Below are 15,515 nucleotides of genomic sequence, written 5' to 3' on the forward strand. Positions count from 1 at the left end.
ACCAGCGGCAGAAAAACAATCGAAGAGGTAGCAATCCATGACCACGAAGCTCGAACGTCTCATCGATCAGGGCGTTGGCCGTGTGCCGGCCGATATCGTGCTGAAGGGCGGCTGCTTCTTCGATCTCGTCACCGGCGAACTCGTCCAGTCGGACATTGCGATCGGCGCCGATCGCATCGTCGGCACCTCAGGCAATTATGAGGGCGAAACCGAGATCGATATCTCGGGCAGGATCGTCGTTCCCGGCTTCATCGACACGCATCTGCACATCGAATCTTCGCTCGTCACACCGCATGAATTCGATCGCTGCGTTCTGCCCTATGGTGTCACCACCGCCATCTGCGATCCGCACGAAATCGCCAATGTGCTCGGAACCGCCGGCATCGAATTCTTTCTCCAATCCGCGCTGGAGACGATCATGGACATCCGTGTCCAGCTCTCCTCCTGCGTTCCGGCGACGCATCTCGAAACCTCCGGCGCCGATCTGCCGATCGAGCGCCTCCTGCCCTTCCGCCACCATCCGAAGGTCATCGGCCTTGCCGAATTCATGAATTTCCCCGGCGTGATCCACAAGGATCCCGTCTGCATGGCCAAGCTCGACGCCTTCCAGGGCGGCCATATCGACGGTCACGCGCCACTGCTCTCAGGCAACGACCTCAACGGTTACCTCTCGGCCGGCATCCGCACCGAGCACGAATGCACGACCGCCGGCGAAGCCTTGGAAAAGATCCGCAAGGGCATGCACATCCTCGTGCGCGAGGGTTCGGTCTCCAAGGATCTCGCGGCGCTGATACCCATTATCACCGAGCGGCTTTCACCCTTCCTCGCGCTTTGCACCGACGACCGCAATCCGCTCGATATCGCCGAACAGGGCCATCTCGATCACATGATCCGCACGTCGATCGCAAGCGGCGTCGAGCCCCTGGCGATCTACCGCGCCGCCTCGATTTCGGCCGCCCGCGCCTTCGGCCTCAAAGACCGTGGCCTGGTCGCGCCGGGCTGGCGCGCCGATCTGGTGGTTCTTGACAGCCTGGAAAACTGCCGTGCCGACATGGTCTTTTCCGCCGGCCGCCGCGTCACCGATGCACTGTTTTCCTCGCGCAGACCGGTTGCCCCGATCGGCCTCGACAGCGTCAAGGCCCGGCCCGTCAACGCCGCCCATTTCGGCGTGCCGGTCGCCGAGGGCGAGACGCCTGTCATCGGCGTCATGCCGGGCAAGATCATCACCGAGCATCGCCGTTATCGCCTGCCCGTCAGGGGCAATGAGACGACGGTCGATCTTGCCAACGATATCATCAAGGTCGCCGTCATCGAGCGCCACGGCAAGAATGGCAACCATGCCAATGGCTTCGTCCAAGGCTTCGGCCTGAAGAAGGGTGCGATCGCCTCGACCGTCGGCCATGACAGCCACAATATCTGCGTGGTCGGTGTCAGCGAGGACGACATGGCGCGTGCCGCAAACCGCCTCGGCGAGATCAAGGGCGGCTTTGTCGTCGTCGAAGACGGCAAGGTCACCGGCGAAATCGCCCTGCCCATCGCCGGCCTGATGAGCCTCGAGCCCTACGAGACGGTCCGCGATACGCTCCATCATCTGCGCAAAGCCGCCTTGGCACTAGGCGCCACGCTGGAGGAACCCTTCCTCCAGCTCGCCTTCCTGCCGCTGCCGGTCATCCCGCACCTGAAAATATCCGACCGCGGCATGGTGGACGTCGACAAGTTCGCGCTGATTGGGTGATGCAATTCCAGGGCTGACTCCGCAGTGGGCCAACCTTTGGCCCTCGTCTTCATGGATATGGCAGCACGAACATCAAACGCGCGCGCAAAACCCATCGAGCGCCGCAAGCTTCACCGATCCCGCGCCCGCCACCGCCTCGAAGCCCGGCATCTCAAGCGTTTCCCCGAGCACCATGCCATCAGGCAGGCGGAATTCCGCCGGTTTGCGCGTCAGATTGAAAATGAAGAGCAGTTTTTCACCGTTCTTTTCGCGAGTGAAGGCGAGCAGATCCTGGTTGGTGCCGATGAAGGTCATGCCGCCGTTGATCAGCGCCGGGTGGCTCTTCCGGAATTCGAGCGTCCTGCGGTAGTGATGCAGCACCGAGCTCTCGCTCGCCTCCTGCGTATCTACGGAAAGCGCTGCCTGCTCGTAAGGCACCGGCAGCCAGCTCTTTTCCGCGGAGGTGAAGCCCGCATGCGCCTTGCCTGCTTCCCAGGGCATCGGCGTGCGGCATCCATCGCGGCCCTTGAAGGCCGGCCAGAAGCGGATGCCGTAGGGGTCGCGCAGGTCTTCGAAGGCCAGTTCCGCCTCGGGCAGGCCGAGTTCCTCGCCCTGGTAGAGGCAGATCGAACCGCGCAACGCCGCCAGCACCGAGATCGCCAGCTTGGCGATGACAGCCCGCTCTTCTTCCGTCTGCGCAAAGCGGCTGACATGACGCATGACGTCATGGTTGGAAAAAGCCCAGCAGACCCAGCCGTCGGTTACCGCTTTCTGGAAGGCTTCGACGCAACCACGAATATGCTCGGCGGTGAAATCCGGTCCGAGCAGATCGAATGTGTAGCACATATGCAGCTTGTCGCCGCCGCTCGTATAGGCGCCAACCGTCTTCAGCGAACGCGCCCCGTCGCCGACCTCGCCGACGGTCGTGCGGTCCTCGTACTGATCGAGCAATGCCCGGAAGCGCTTGAGGAAGTCGACATTTTCCGGCTGCGTCTTGTCGTAGAGGTGGTTCTGCATACCGTAGGGATTGCTGTCGGGCGCATCGAGGCCTGCGTCATCCTCATCAGGCTCGTGCGGAGGATTGCTTCTCAGCAGCTTGTCGCAGAAATAATAGTTGACCGTGTCCAGGCGGAAGCCGTCGACGCCGCGGTCGAGCCAGAACTTCACCGTCTCGAGAACCGCATCCTGCACGGCCTTGCTGTGGAAGTTGAGGTCCGGCTGCGAGGTCAGGAAATTGTGCTGGTAATATTGCCGGCGCACGCCATCCCATTCCCAGCCCGGCCCGCCGAAGATCGACAGCCAGTTGTTCGGCGCCGTACCATCCGGCTTCGGGTCGGCCCAGACATACCAATCCGCCTTGGGATTGGTCCGGCTCGACCGGCTCTCGACGAACCAGGGATGCCGGTCGGAGGTGTGCGAGATCACCTGGTCGATGACGACCTTGATGCCGAGCTTGTGCGCTTCGCCCATCATCTCGTCGAAATCGGCGAGCGTGCCGAAGATCGGGTCTACGTCGCAATAGTCGGAAACGTCGTAGCCCATGTCGGCCATCGGCGACTTGAAAAAGGGCGAGAGCCAGATCGCATCGACGCCGAGGCTGGCGATATGCGGCAGCCGACGGGTGACTCCCCTGAGATCGCCGAGACCGTCGCTGTTGGTGTCCTGAAAGGAGCGCGGATAGACCTGATAGATCACCGCACCGCGCCACCAGTCCGCACTCCCGCCTGCCTGCAATGCCATCGGCTACATCTCCTGCCTCGTTTGCGCTCGCCACACTAAAGCGGACGAAACAAAAGACAACCATGTGAAGCGGTTATGAAGGCGTTGCGAAAGGCCGCGACGCATCGTCGCGATATGACAAGGGGGAGACGTATATAGGCTTGTCCACAACCCGTTTCCATCCTCCGCATTTGGGGTTGCAACGCAAAGCCTTTGCGATAATGTGCGCGCTGACCTGCACGTAAGAGGTCAAACACCGGGAACAAATGTCTAATAAAGGCGAAAAGCCTAGAAAGGTGGACCCACCATGAACCATTCCGCGAAAAAATTTCTCGCCTCTGCAATGCTTGGCACATTGCTGGCGTTTTCGGCCCATGCGGCCACGCTCAACATTCACAATGGTGGCGACCCGCAGTCGCTGGATCCGCAGAAGCTTTCCGGCGACTGGGAAAACCGTATCGCCGGTGACATTTTCGAAGGCCTTGTCACCGAGGACGCCAAGGATAATCCGATCCCCGGCCAGGCTGAAAGCTGGACGATTTCGCCTGACGGCAAAGTCTACACCTTCAAGCTTCGCGACGGCATCAAGTGGTCCGATGGCCAGCCGGTAACGGCAGGAGACTTCGTCTTCGCCTTCCAGCGCCTCGTCGACCCGAAGAATGCCGCCGATTATGCCTACCTGCAGTTCACCATCAAGAATGCCGAAAAGATCAACAAGGGCGAGATCACCGATCTCAACCAGCTCGGCGTCAAGGCGATCGACGACAAGACGCTCGAAATCACCCTCGAAAACTCCACTCCCTATTTCCTCAATGCTCTGATGCATTACACAGCCTATCCGCTGCCGAAGCATGTCGTCGAGGCGAAGGGGCAGGATTGGGTCAAGATCGGCAACATCGTCACCAACGGCCCTTACAAGCCGGTCGAATGGGTTCCGGGCTCGCATGTCACCACCGTCAAGAACGACCAGTGGTACGACACCAAGGACCTGAAGATTGACGGCGCAAAGTTCTTCGTGCTTGAGGATCAGGAAGCCGCGCTGAAGCGCTACCGCGCCGGCGAGTTCGACATCCTCACCGACTTCCCGACCGACCAGTACGAGTGGATGAAGAAGAACCTGCCGGGCCAGGCGCATGTCGCCCCCTTCTCCGGCCTCTACTATTACGTCGTCAATTCGCAGAAGCCGCCCTTCAGCGACAAGCGTGTCCGCCAGGCTCTCTCCATGGCGATCAACCGCGAAGTAATCGGCCCGCAGATCCTCGGAACCGGCGAACTGCCGGCCTATTCCTGGGTGCCGCCGGGCACGGCAAATTACGGCGAACCGGCCTATGTCACCTGGAAGGACCTGCCCTATGGCGAGAAGGTCGCAGAAGCCAAGAAGCTGCTGACCGAAGCCGGTTTCGGCCCTGACAAGCCGCTGCACGCCGTGCTCAGCTACAACACCAACGACAACCACAAGCGCATCGCCGTCGCGATCGCTTCCATGTGGAAGCCGCTCGGCGTCGATGTCGAGCTCGTCAATGCCGAAACCAAGGTGCATTACGACCAGATGCAGCGTGGCCAGGTCGAAATCGGCCGCGCCGGCTGGCTCGCCGACTACAACGACCCTGATAATTTCCTGAACCTGCTCGTCACCGGCGTCCAGATGAACTACGGTCGCTGGTCCAATCCCGAGTACGACAAGATGATCAAGGAAGGCAACGCCGAGACGGATCTCACCAAGCGTGCCGCTATCTTCAAGAAGGCCGAGCAGTTGGCGCTCGATGAATCCGCCGCTCTGCCGATCTACTACTATGTCTCGAAGAATGTCGTTTCGCCGAAGATCGAAGGCTTCGTCGACAACATCCAAGACATCCACCGCACCCGCTGGCTGTCGATGAAAGAGTAAGGGAAAACGGTCCTTTCCGCGCTTTGCGGAAAGGACCGGCCCACGACCATGATCAAATACGCACTCCGTCGCCTGCTATCGACGATCCCCGTTCTGTGGATCGCCGTCACAGCCTGCTTTTTTGTTTTGCGCCTTGCCCCCGGCGGCCCTTTCGATGGCGAAAGGCCATTGCCGCCGGTGATCCTGAAAAACCTTGCGATCCACTACAATCTCGACAAGCCGCTCATTCAGCAGTACCTGATCTATGTCGGCGACCTGCTCCGGGGCGATCTCGGCCCCTCCTTCGCGAGTGAGGATTTCACCGTCGCCCAGCAGATCATGATCGGTCTGCCCTACACCTTCACCATCGGTACGGCTGCCTTCCTGATTGCCATCATTGTCGGCGTGGCGGTCGGCTGTCTTGGGGCGCTCTATCAGAACAAGGCACCGGATTATATTCTCGGCGCCCTCATCCTGATAGGCGTCGTGCTGCCGAACTTCCTGATTGCGCCCATCCTGCAGCTCGTCTTCGGCATCCATCTCGCGTGGTTCCCGGTCGGCGGCTGGGGCGACGGCTCGATCAAATACCTCATCCTGCCGATCGTCGTGCTGGCCCTGCCGCATGCCGGCCGTATCTCGCGCATCACGCGCGGTTCGATGATCGAGGTAATGAACCAGAACTTCATCCGCACCGCCAAGGCCAAGGGCATCGGCCCGAGGCTGACCGTGATGCGCCATGCGCTGAAGCCCGCGCTGATGCCTGTGGTCTCCTATCTCGGACCGGCTGCAAGTTACCTTCTCACCGGCTCGCTGGTTGTCGAGAGCATCTTCGGATTGCCCGGCATCGGCCGCTATTTCGTCAACGCAGCACTGAACCGCGATTACGGCATGGTTCTCGGCACGGTCATCTTCTACATGGTGCTCATCGTGTTCCTGAATCTTCTCGTCGATATCGCCTATGCGTGGCTCGATCCGAAAGTGAGAAACCGATGATCCTCAACCCCGCAAAACGCGAGCTGCTTGCCCAGGAGCTGCTGGAGGCGGAGGGCCTTGCGCCCGAAAGCCGCTCGCTCACCAAGGATGCCTTGCGCCGCCTCGGGCGAAACAAGGCAGCCGTTCTGTCGATCGTCGTCCTGACGGTTCTGATCCTCGCCGCCTTCATCGGCCCGTGGTTCATTCCCTTCAACTATGAGGATCCGGATTGGGCGGCCTTCCGCATACCGCCCTCGATCGAAACCGGCCATTATTTCGGCACCGACCCGAACGGTCGCGACCTCCTCGCCCGCGTCCTTTACGGCACCCGCGTCTCGCTTGCCGTGGCGCTGACGGCGACCGTCGTCTCCGTCTTCATCGGCGTGCTCTACGGTGCGGTATCGGGATATATCGGCGGCAGGCTCGATGCGATCATGATGCGCTTCGTCGATATCATGTATGCGCTTCCCTATATCCTCTTCGTCATCCTGCTGATGGTGATCTTCGGCCGCAACGTCTATCTGCTCTTTGCCGCGATCGGCGCGCTGGAGTGGCTGACTATGGCCCGCATCGTGCGTGGCCAGACGCTGTCGATCAAGCATCGCGAATTCATCGAAGCGGCGCGTGCATCCGGGCAGCGGCCGTTCAAGATCATCATCAAGCACATCATTCCGAACCTCGTCGGCCCGGTGGTCATCTTCGCGGCACTAACCGTGCCTGAGATCATCGCCACCGAAAGCTTCCTTTCCTATCTCGGCTTCGGCGTGCAGGAACCGCTGACTTCGCTCGGCACTCTGATCGCCGAGGGGACCGATGCCATGGAAAGCATGCCTTGGCTGCTGGTCTTCCCGGCAAGCTTCCTCGTGGCCCTGCTGCTCAGCCTGCTCTTCATCGGCGACGGCCTGCGCGACGCGTTCGACCCGAAGGATCGTTAAATGACGGATACCCTCCTCGAACTCAAAGACTACTCGATCACCTTCAAGACGCCTGATGGAGAGGTGAAGGCAGTCTCGAACATGAACCTGACGGTCAAGCGCGGCGAGCGCATCGCCATCGTCGGCGAATCCGGCTCCGGCAAGAGCCAGACCTTCCTCGGCATCATGGGCCTGCTCGCCAAGAACGGCAAAACGACGGGACAGGCGCTGCTCGAGGGCAAGGACGTGCTGGCGCTGAAACCGCGCGAACTCGACCAGATCCGCGGCAAGGACATGGCGATGGTTTTCCAGGACCCGATGACCGCCCTGAACCCGTCGCTGAAGATTTCCCGGCAGCTGACGGAACAGCTCGAAGTGCACGGCGGCCTGACGGCGCACGCCGCATCCGCCGCCGCACTCGACATGCTGAAACGCGTCGGCATCCCCGACCCGACACGGCGCTTTCACCTCTACCCGCATGAGCTCTCCGGCGGCATGCGCCAGCGCATCGTCATCGCCATGGCGCTGCTCACGAGGCCGAAACTTCTGATCGCCGACGAACCGACGACGGCACTCGACGTCACCATCCAGGCGCAGATCCTCGATCTCTTCAACGACCTGACGGCGGAGATGAACACGGCGCTGATCATGATCACCCACGATCTCGGCGTCGTTGCCGGCCTCGCCGACCGCGTCGCCGTCATGTATGCCGGCCGCATCGTCGAGGAGGCGCCCGTCGACGAACTCTTCGACAACCCGGCCCATCCCTATACCGCAGCACTGCATGCCTCGATCCCGCGCCCGGACCAGGATGTCGACGACCTCGTCGTCATCCCCGGGCGTCCGCCGAACCTGAAGCACCTGCCGAAGGGCTGCAATTTTTCGCCGCGCTGTTCGCAGGTCCAGGACGATTGCATCGACCGCCCCCCGCCGCTCGAAACCCTCGCGCCGCACCATTGCGCCGCATGCTACCACCCCTTCCCGCGTCGCGAGGAGCTGCTGAATCATGGCTGAACGATCGCTTCTCAGGGTCGAGAACCTGACGACCCAATTCGAACTGCCGGCGAAGGGCCTCTTCAAGCCGCCGATTTTTCTCACCGCCGTCAACAATGTCAGCTTCGACCTCAGCGAAGGCCGCACGCTCGGCATTGTCGGTGAATCCGGCTGCGGCAAATCCACGCTCGGCCGCTCCATCTTGCGGCTGTTGAAATCGCAGAAGGGCCGCATCCTCTGGCAGGGCCGCAACCTTCTCGACCTTTCGGACGAGGAAATGCGCGCCGCCCGCCGCGACATGCAGATCATCTTTCAGGATCCGATCGCCTCGCTCGACCCGCGCATGACGGTCGGCGACATCATAGCCGAGCCGCTCACCGTCTTCGAGCCGAAGCTTACGAGAGCCGAACGCACCGAACGTGTCCGCGACATCATGACCGCCGTCGGCCTGGTGCCGGAGATGATCAACCGCTATCCGCACGAATTCTCCGGCGGCCAGGCGCAACGCATCGGCATCGCCCGTGCAGTGGTCACCAAACCCAAGCTCATCATCTGCGACGAGCCTGTTTCGGCCCTCGACGTCTCGATCCAGGGCCAGGTGATCACGCTTCTGCGCAAGCTGCGCAAGGAGTTCGGCCTGACGCTGATCTTCATCAGCCACGACCTCTCCGTGGTGCGCCTGATCTCGGACGATGTGCTGGTGCTCTATCTCGGCAGGGTAGTGGAAGCCGGCGACTGCGCTACCGTCTTCGATCACCCCGCCCATCCCTATACGCAGGCGCTTTTCTCCGCCGCGCCGATCCCGGATCCGAAGCTTGCGCGCCTGCGCACCCGCATCCGTCTGCAGGGCGATCCGCCTTCGCCGCTTAACCCGCCGAAGGGCTGCGTCTTCTCACCGCGTTGCTGGAAGGCGACCGACATCTGTCGCACCGAAATGCCGCCGACCGAGGAGGTCCGCCCCGGCCAGAAGGCCGCCTGTTATCACATGGACAGGCCATGAGCGGAACGAAGGTCGCGCAAGCGGCCTTCACCTCGCCCGCGTAAGTGAGGGTTCCACCTTCCTTATTCGGCGCTTGCCACCTTCATGCTCTCCGCGTATCAGCGAATGAGGACCAGCGCCCAACCCCGAAAATCGGAATCGATTTTCGGGGTTAGGCGCCAATTCAAAGTGATAGAGCGTCCTTAGCGCGTCCTTGGACGCGCGGCGCTCTAGTGCCGGGAGGACAAGGTGAGCAGACGGTTTCTATCGATCGGTGAATGCATGGTGGAACTCTCGCAGACAGGCGATGGTCTGCTGCGCAAAGGCTTCGCCGGCGATACCTTCAACACCGCCTGGTATGCCCGCGCCTGCCTTGCCGCCGACTGGTCGGTCGACTACTTCACCGCGCTCGGCGACGACGCCATGTCGGACGAGATGGTCGCCTTTATCGACAAGGCGGGCATCGGCACCAGCCTCATTCGCCGCATCAGGGGCAGGACGCCGGGCCTTTACATGATCAACCTGAAGGACGGCGAACGCTCCTTCAGCTACTGGCGCGACAGCGCCGCCGCCCGCAGCCTGGCAGCCGATCCCGACCGCCTGCGCGAGGCGGTGGAGAGCGCTGAAGTCGTCTATTTCTCCGGTATCACCCTTGCCATCCTGCCGCAGGAGGATGCCGAGACGCTGCTTGCCGAAGTCCGTCGCGCCAAGGCCGCCGGCAAGCTCGTCGTCTTCGATCCGAACATCCGCCCGCGCCTCTGGTCCAGCTACGACGTCATGCACACGACGATCAGCGAAGGCGCTCGCTCCTCCGTGCTTGTCATGCCGAGCTTCGATGACGAGGCGGCCCATTTCGGCGATGATTCCATCGAGGCGACGATCCACCGCTACCGCGCACTCGGCGCCATTCATATCGTCGTCAAGAACGGCGCTGACGGTGTCACGCTGAATTTTGCCGGAGAGCAAACCTTCGTTCCGGCTGAAAAGGTGGAGAAGGTGGTCGACACGACCAGCGCCGGCGACAGCTTCAATGGCGCCTTTCTCGCACGATATATCGAAGCCGGCGATGCACCTGCCGCCGCCCGCTTCGCAGCAAAGGTCGCTGCCCGCGTCGTCAGCGAACATGGTGCATTGGTCCCGAGGGAAAAGCTTGGATTGGATGGCGGCTAAAGCGGCGCGATCTTTTAGATTCGCTTAGCGAGACATGCTTTTAGGCCGCACATGCTGACGCAGTATGAACGCCATGTGCGAGCGCTCCCCGCTTTCGGCATCGTTTGCCCCGCTGCTAGAGTATGATGCCGAAAAGTGTGCGCGGTTTTCGGACGACATCATGCTCTATTTCTTTGATCTAGATCAGGATTCAGATTTCAGGCCGATCAGGCCTAAAATCATCCTGATCTAGGGGAAATCAGGACTTCGTCGGCCGATCGGACTCGCGAACTGCCTCGTCATGGTACCAGCAGCTGTCGAGCGCAGCATCGCAGACGTCTGCTGCCTCGCGCTCCATCAGCCTGGCGCGTTCGAACCGGTTGGCGTTTCGTATCGCCTTAACGGGAAACTGGTAGATCGTTGCGGATTCACGATGGAAACCGGTGGGCATGAGATCGCCTCCATTCAGTTCGGCGCATCAACATTTCAGGACCATCTACATAGCACAATGCACATAGTTTATGCAAATTGCATAAAATAAGGGCAATGTTGTAATTGTAATCGGTCGGCATGCTGTCTCGGCTAAAAGCTTCCGATAATTTGTTTAACACTTCATCATTTCAGCCTAACGCCGCAATTTTCATCCGGTTCCGGATGGGAAAAGTGCGATTTGATGGGCGATACCGCCTGTGAGCGTTAAAAACAGCCCGATTTTCCAAAAGGGAAAAAATCGGCCGGCACCCTGATTCGCGATTTTTCTTTCGCGTGGCGCCAAAACTGGCACGCTACGTGCTTTTAAAGCGTCATCCCTGGCGGTCGGATGCGCTTGCGCGCCGAGATCACCTCCGGATTTGCTCACCTTCGTAGCATTGAGAGAGTCACGATGACAAAATATAAGCTCGAGTATATTTGGCTCGATGGGTACACTCCGGTACCGAACCTGCGTGGCAAGACGCAGATCAAGGAATTCGACGTATTCCCGACGCTGGAACAGCTTCCGCTCTGGGGCTTTGACGGCTCCTCGACGCAGCAGGCTGAGGGCCGCAGCTCCGATTGCGTGCTGAAGCCGGTCGCCATCTATCCCGACCCGGCCCGTACCAACGGCGCTCTCGTCATGTGCGAAGTCATGATGCCGGATGGCGTCACGCCGCACGCATCGAATGCCCGCGCCACCATCCTCGACGACGAAGACGCCTGGTTCGGCTTCGAGCAGGAATATTTCTTCTACCAGAACGGCCGTCCGCTTGGTTTCCCTGAGCAGGGCTACCCCGCTCCGCAGGGTCCGTACTACACCGGCGTCGGCTATTCCAACGTCGGCGACGTTGCCCGCGAAATCGTCGAAGAGCATCTCGACCTCTGCCTCGCTGCCGGAATCAATCACGAAGGCATCAATGCCGAGGTGGCCAAGGGCCAGTGGGAATTCCAGATTTTCGGCAAGGGCTCCAAGAAGGCCGCCGACCAGATCTGGATGGCACGCTACCTCTTGCAGCGCCTGACCGAAAAGTACGGCATCGACATCGAGTATCACTGCAAGCCGCTCGGCGACACCGACTGGAACGGCTCGGGCATGCATTGCAACTTCTCGACCAAGTACATGCGCGAAGTCGGCGGCAAGGCCTACTTCGAGGCGCTGATGGCGCAGTTCGAAAAGAACCTGATGGACCACATCAACGTCTACGGTCCTGACAACGACAAGCGCCTGACCGGCAAGCACGAAACGGCCCCGTGGAACAAGTTCTCCTACGGCGTTGCCGACCGTGGTGCTTCGATCCGCGTGCCGCACTCCTTCGTCAAGAACGACTACAAGGGTTATCTGGAAGATCGCCGCCCGAACTCGCAGGGCTGCCCCTACCAGATCGCTTCGCAGGTTCTGAAGACGATTTCGGAAGTTCCGACTGCAAGCTCGGCTTCCGCTGCCGCTTAACCTCCCAAGCGGCGCCGGTCCACGACCGGCGCCGTGACCATCTTCTTTCAAATGAAAAACCGCCGCCAGCCACTGACATAATCGGGGCGATCAGGCCGGCGAAAGCCCTGCAATCCTTGCAATATGGGCTGTAATATTTCCATCATGGTCATGCCTCAAAATAGAGAAGCGGGAATCGCCGTTCCGGAACCCCGCTTTGGGGTTGAGCGTTGGCATATCACTGCGACGCGGATGGAAATCGTGACATGCTGCAACGTCCGGCAAACACTTATAGCGGCGAGAGCTGGGCCAATGCCGCAGCCGCCGGGAACCTGCCTGAGAGGCTGGTGATCGTCACCGATGCCTGGCACCCGCAGGTCAACGGCGTCGTGCGCTCGATCGAGAACACCAACCGCGAACTGGCGAAGATGGGCGTCGAGGTTTCGATGGTGACGCCGGAGCGCTTTAACAGCATCCCCTGCCCGACCTATCCTGAGATCCGCCTGTCGATCGCCAACTACCGCCGCATCGCCCGCGAGATCGAAAAGCACAATCCCTCCTACGTGCATATTGCCACTGAAGGCCCGTTGGGGCTGACCGCCCGCCGCTGGTGCCTGAAGAACCGCATGCCGTTTTCGACGAGCTACCACACCCGCTTCCCGGAATACGTCTCCGCGCGCCTGCCGATACCGAAGAGCTGGCTCTATTCCTTCGTCCGCTGGTTCCACAATGGCGGCGCCGGCTGCATGGTGGCGACGCCAAGCCTTGCCCGCGAACTGTCGGAAAAAGGCATCCGCAACCTTATGCCCTGGAGCCGCGGCATCGACGCCACGCAGTTCCGTCCGATGGAGCTCGAGGAAAACCCGTTCGGCTTGGCGCGCCCGATCTTCATGACCGTCGGCCGCGTGGCGCTGGAAAAAAACCTGCCGGCCTTCCTCGATCTCGATTTGCCGGGCTCCAAGGTCGTCGTCGGCGACGGTCCGGCGCGCGCCGAGCTTGAAAAGCAATATCCGGACGTCTTCTTCGCCGGCGTGCAGTTCGGCGAGGATCTGGCGAAAATCTATGCCCAGGCCGACGTCTTCGTCTTTCCCTCGCTCACCGACACCTTCGGCAACACCATCCTCGAAGCACTGGCATCGGGCGTACCGGTCGCAGCCTATCCGGTCACCGGCCCGCTCGATATCATCGGCGAGGACAGCGAAGTCGGGGCGCTCGACGCCAACCTGCAAGCAGCCTGCCTTGCCGCCCTTTCCGCCTCGCGCGGCAAGGCGCGTGAACTCGCCATGCAATATTCCTGGGAAGCGGCGACGCTGCAGTTCATCAACAATATCCGCGCTGCCAACGGCGTCATCACGCCGAAATGGAAGAAGGCCTGGCAGTTTGCCAAATCGCTTCCAAGAAGCAGAAAGCCCGGCGAAACCGCCGGGCCTCTCCCGTCCGCAGACTGATTGGTTTTACTTGTGAAGCGCGCTGCGAAGCGTGTCGTTCGCGACCGCAATCGCGCTGCGCGCGGCAGGCGTTTCGGCAATCGCGTTCAGTAGCACGAAGTCGTGGATCGTGCCGTTATAGCGCATCGACGTGACGCGGACACCGGCCTGGCTGAGCTTGCGGGCATAGGCTTCACCCTCGTCGCGCAGCACATCGTTCTCATCGACGATGACGAGCGCCGGCGGCAGGCCGTTCAACTGCTCCAGCGACGCCTGCAGCGGTGAGGCCGTCGGCTCCTTGCGCTTGGCCTCGTCGGGCAGATAGGCGTTCCAGAACCACTTCATCGCTTCCTTCGTCAGCCACGGGCCATCGGCGAACTCATTGTAGGAACCATTGTCGAAATTGGCGTCGGTGACGGGGTAGAACAGCACCTGCTGGTCGATGGCGGGACCGCCACGTTCCTTGGCAAGCAGCGTCACAACCGCCGCCATGTTGCCGCCGACGCTATCGCCTGCGACCGCCAGCCTGGAGGCATCGACCTTGAATTCCTTGGCATGCTCGGCGACATATTTGGTCGCAGCATAAGCCTGCTCGATCGCGACGGGATAACGGGCTTCGGGCGAGCGCTCATAATCGACGAAGACGACAGCGGCATCGGCGCCGTTGGCGATCTCGCGCACCAACCGGTCATGCGTATCCGCATCGCCCAGCACCCAGCCGCCGCCATGGAAATAGAGAATGACCGGCAGCGTGCCCTTGGCATGTTCCGGGCGGACGATGCGCAGCTTGATGCTACCTGTCGGACCAGCCTTGATGACCCTGTCCTCTTCCTTGGCGGCAAGCTTCTTCACATCGCCCTTCTGCGCGCCGGCCAGGACATTGCGGGCATCGGCCGGCGACAGCGTGTAGATCGGCTTGCCGCCGGCAAGCCCGTCGATGAATTTCTGCGTTGTCGGTTCGAGTACCGGATCGGCAAGCGCGCCGACGGCGGAGGCTGAGAGCAGTGCTGCTGCGGAAACTACGGTCTTGATGGTCGACATTGTCTTGTCCTCTCGGGTTCGATGTTCGTCCTGAACACCGTTTTTATATCGCGCACGATTTATTATCGGGCAATTTAAATTTGCGCATAGCAGCCATGCATAAAAATCGCTTACGATTATTTATCGTACGATATAGTCTCCATCAGTTTTGGAGATACCCCATGCAGGATCAGCTGAAGCTCGACAATTTCATCTGCTTTGCCGTCTATACGGCAAGCCACGCACTGAACCGCGTCTACAAGCCGCTGCTTGAGACACTCGGCCTCACCTATCCGCAATATCTAGCGATGGTTTCTCTCTGGGAACAGGATGGCCAGACCGTCGGCGGCTTGGGTGAAAAGCTCTTCCTGGAATCGAGCACGCTGACCCCGCTGCTCAAACGCCTGGAAACCGCAGGTTATGTCAGACGCGAACGCAGCCGGGAAGACGAACGCGTCGTCGTCATCCGCTTGAGCGAAGAAGGCATTCGCCTGAAGGAAAAGGCGATCGGCATCCCGGGTTGCATCGCCGCTGCCAGCGGTCGCGATGCAGTCGACCTCACCCGCCTGCAGGCCGAGATCGTGGCGCTGCGTGAGGCGCTGAATCGAAGCGTGGTTTAGATTGCCGGATAGCTATCACAGTGCCTGTGATACCCCCCTCTGCCCTGCCGGGCATCTCCCCCACAGGTGGGGAGATCAGATGGATGTCCCGGCTTCCCCGAACAATTACCGTTTGGCGATCAGAACATCGATAGAGAGGGACTGAGTGTTCGCCTCCTGCCGATCTCCCTCTTGTGGGGGAGATGCCCGGCAGGGTAGAGGGGGGTGGCCACACGCCGTGCGTCAGAACTCACCAATC

The 15,515-nt window shown here is 60.8% G+C and carries 13 protein-coding genes; 10 read left to right on the forward strand and 3 right to left on the reverse strand.

The features are described 5' to 3' along the window. Positions 1-37: 37 nt before the first annotated feature. Positions 38-1,735 (forward strand): adenine deaminase, encoded by a 1,698-nt coding sequence (gene ade, locus A6U98_RS19070; protein ID WP_064651993.1) that lies wholly within the window; start codon positions 38-40, stop codon positions 1,733-1,735. Positions 1,736-1,807: 72 nt separating this feature from the next. Here ade and A6U98_RS19075 read toward each other — a convergent pair whose 3' ends face one another. Beyond that, on the reverse strand, positions 1,808-3,454 hold the full coding sequence (locus A6U98_RS19075; RefSeq protein ID WP_064651994.1) for an alpha-glucosidase family protein: 1,647 nt from the start codon (positions 3,452-3,454) through the stop codon (positions 1,808-1,810). A 286-nt stretch (positions 3,455-3,740) separates the two neighbouring features. Here A6U98_RS19075 and A6U98_RS19080 point away from each other — a divergent pair, with 286 nt between their 5' ends. The 6 genes from A6U98_RS19080 to A6U98_RS19105 all read left to right on the forward strand — a co-directional run bounded on the left by A6U98_RS19080 (position 3,741) and on the right by A6U98_RS19105 (position 10,328). Then, positions 3,741-5,321: a peptide ABC transporter substrate-binding protein gene (locus A6U98_RS19080; protein WP_064651995.1), complete on the forward strand. Its 1,581-nt coding sequence runs from the start codon at positions 3,741-3,743 to the stop codon at positions 5,319-5,321. Between the two features lie 48 nt (positions 5,322-5,369). Continuing rightward, entirely contained in the window at positions 5,370-6,293 is a 924-nt protein-coding gene (locus A6U98_RS19085) for an ABC transporter permease subunit (protein ID WP_003541883.1), read from the forward strand. After that, entirely contained in the window at positions 6,290-7,207 is a 918-nt protein-coding gene (locus A6U98_RS19090) for an ABC transporter permease subunit (RefSeq protein WP_064651996.1), read from the forward strand. Before A6U98_RS19085 ends, A6U98_RS19090 begins: the two co-directional genes overlap by 4 nt. Continuing rightward, a complete protein-coding gene (locus A6U98_RS19095) occupies positions 7,208-8,200 on the forward strand; it encodes an ABC transporter ATP-binding protein (protein WP_064651997.1) in 993 nt (330 codons plus the stop codon). Further along, positions 8,193-9,179: an oligopeptide/dipeptide ABC transporter ATP-binding protein gene (locus tag A6U98_RS19100; protein ID WP_064651998.1), complete on the forward strand. Its 987-nt coding sequence runs from the start codon at positions 8,193-8,195 to the stop codon at positions 9,177-9,179. Before A6U98_RS19095 ends, A6U98_RS19100 begins: the two co-directional genes overlap by 8 nt. 228 nt (positions 9,180-9,407) lie before the next feature. Beyond that, entirely contained in the window at positions 9,408-10,328 is a 921-nt protein-coding gene (locus A6U98_RS19105; protein WP_064651999.1) for a sugar kinase, read from the forward strand. A gap of 238 nt (positions 10,329-10,566) precedes the next feature. Here the strand turns inward: A6U98_RS19105 and gstI are convergent, their stop codons facing one another. Beyond that, positions 10,567-10,758, reverse strand: a complete 192-nt coding sequence (gene gstI / locus A6U98_RS19110) for a glutamine synthetase translation inhibitor GstI (RefSeq protein WP_018243111.1) — start codon at positions 10,756-10,758, stop codon at positions 10,567-10,569. Positions 10,759-11,190: 432 nt separating this feature from the next. Here gstI and A6U98_RS19115 point away from each other — a divergent pair, with 432 nt between their 5' ends. Then, positions 11,191-12,231: a glutamine synthetase beta-grasp domain-containing protein gene (locus A6U98_RS19115; RefSeq protein WP_064652000.1), complete on the forward strand. Its 1,041-nt coding sequence runs from the start codon at positions 11,191-11,193 to the stop codon at positions 12,229-12,231. A 245-nt stretch (positions 12,232-12,476) separates the two neighbouring features. Next, positions 12,477-13,658 carry a glycosyltransferase family 1 protein gene (locus tag A6U98_RS19120; protein ID WP_064652001.1) on the forward strand — a complete coding sequence of 394 codons (1,182 nt, stop codon included), beginning with the start codon at positions 12,477-12,479 and terminating at the stop codon, positions 13,656-13,658. Positions 13,659-13,664: 6 nt separating this feature from the next. Here A6U98_RS19120 and A6U98_RS19125 read toward each other — a convergent pair whose 3' ends face one another. Continuing rightward, complete coding sequence (locus A6U98_RS19125; protein ID WP_064652002.1) at positions 13,665-14,678, reverse strand: alpha/beta hydrolase; 1,014 nt, start codon at positions 14,676-14,678, stop codon at positions 13,665-13,667. A gap of 161 nt (positions 14,679-14,839) precedes the next feature. Between A6U98_RS19125 and A6U98_RS19130 the strand changes: the two genes are divergently transcribed. Next, complete coding sequence (locus A6U98_RS19130; RefSeq protein ID WP_064652003.1) at positions 14,840-15,277, forward strand: MarR family transcriptional regulator; 438 nt, start codon at positions 14,840-14,842, stop codon at positions 15,275-15,277. Positions 15,278-15,515 lie beyond the last annotated feature (238 nt).

It is taken from the genome of Rhizobium sp. WYCCWR10014 (assembly GCF_001657485.1).
Taxonomy (GTDB): domain Bacteria; phylum Pseudomonadota; class Alphaproteobacteria; order Rhizobiales; family Rhizobiaceae; genus Rhizobium.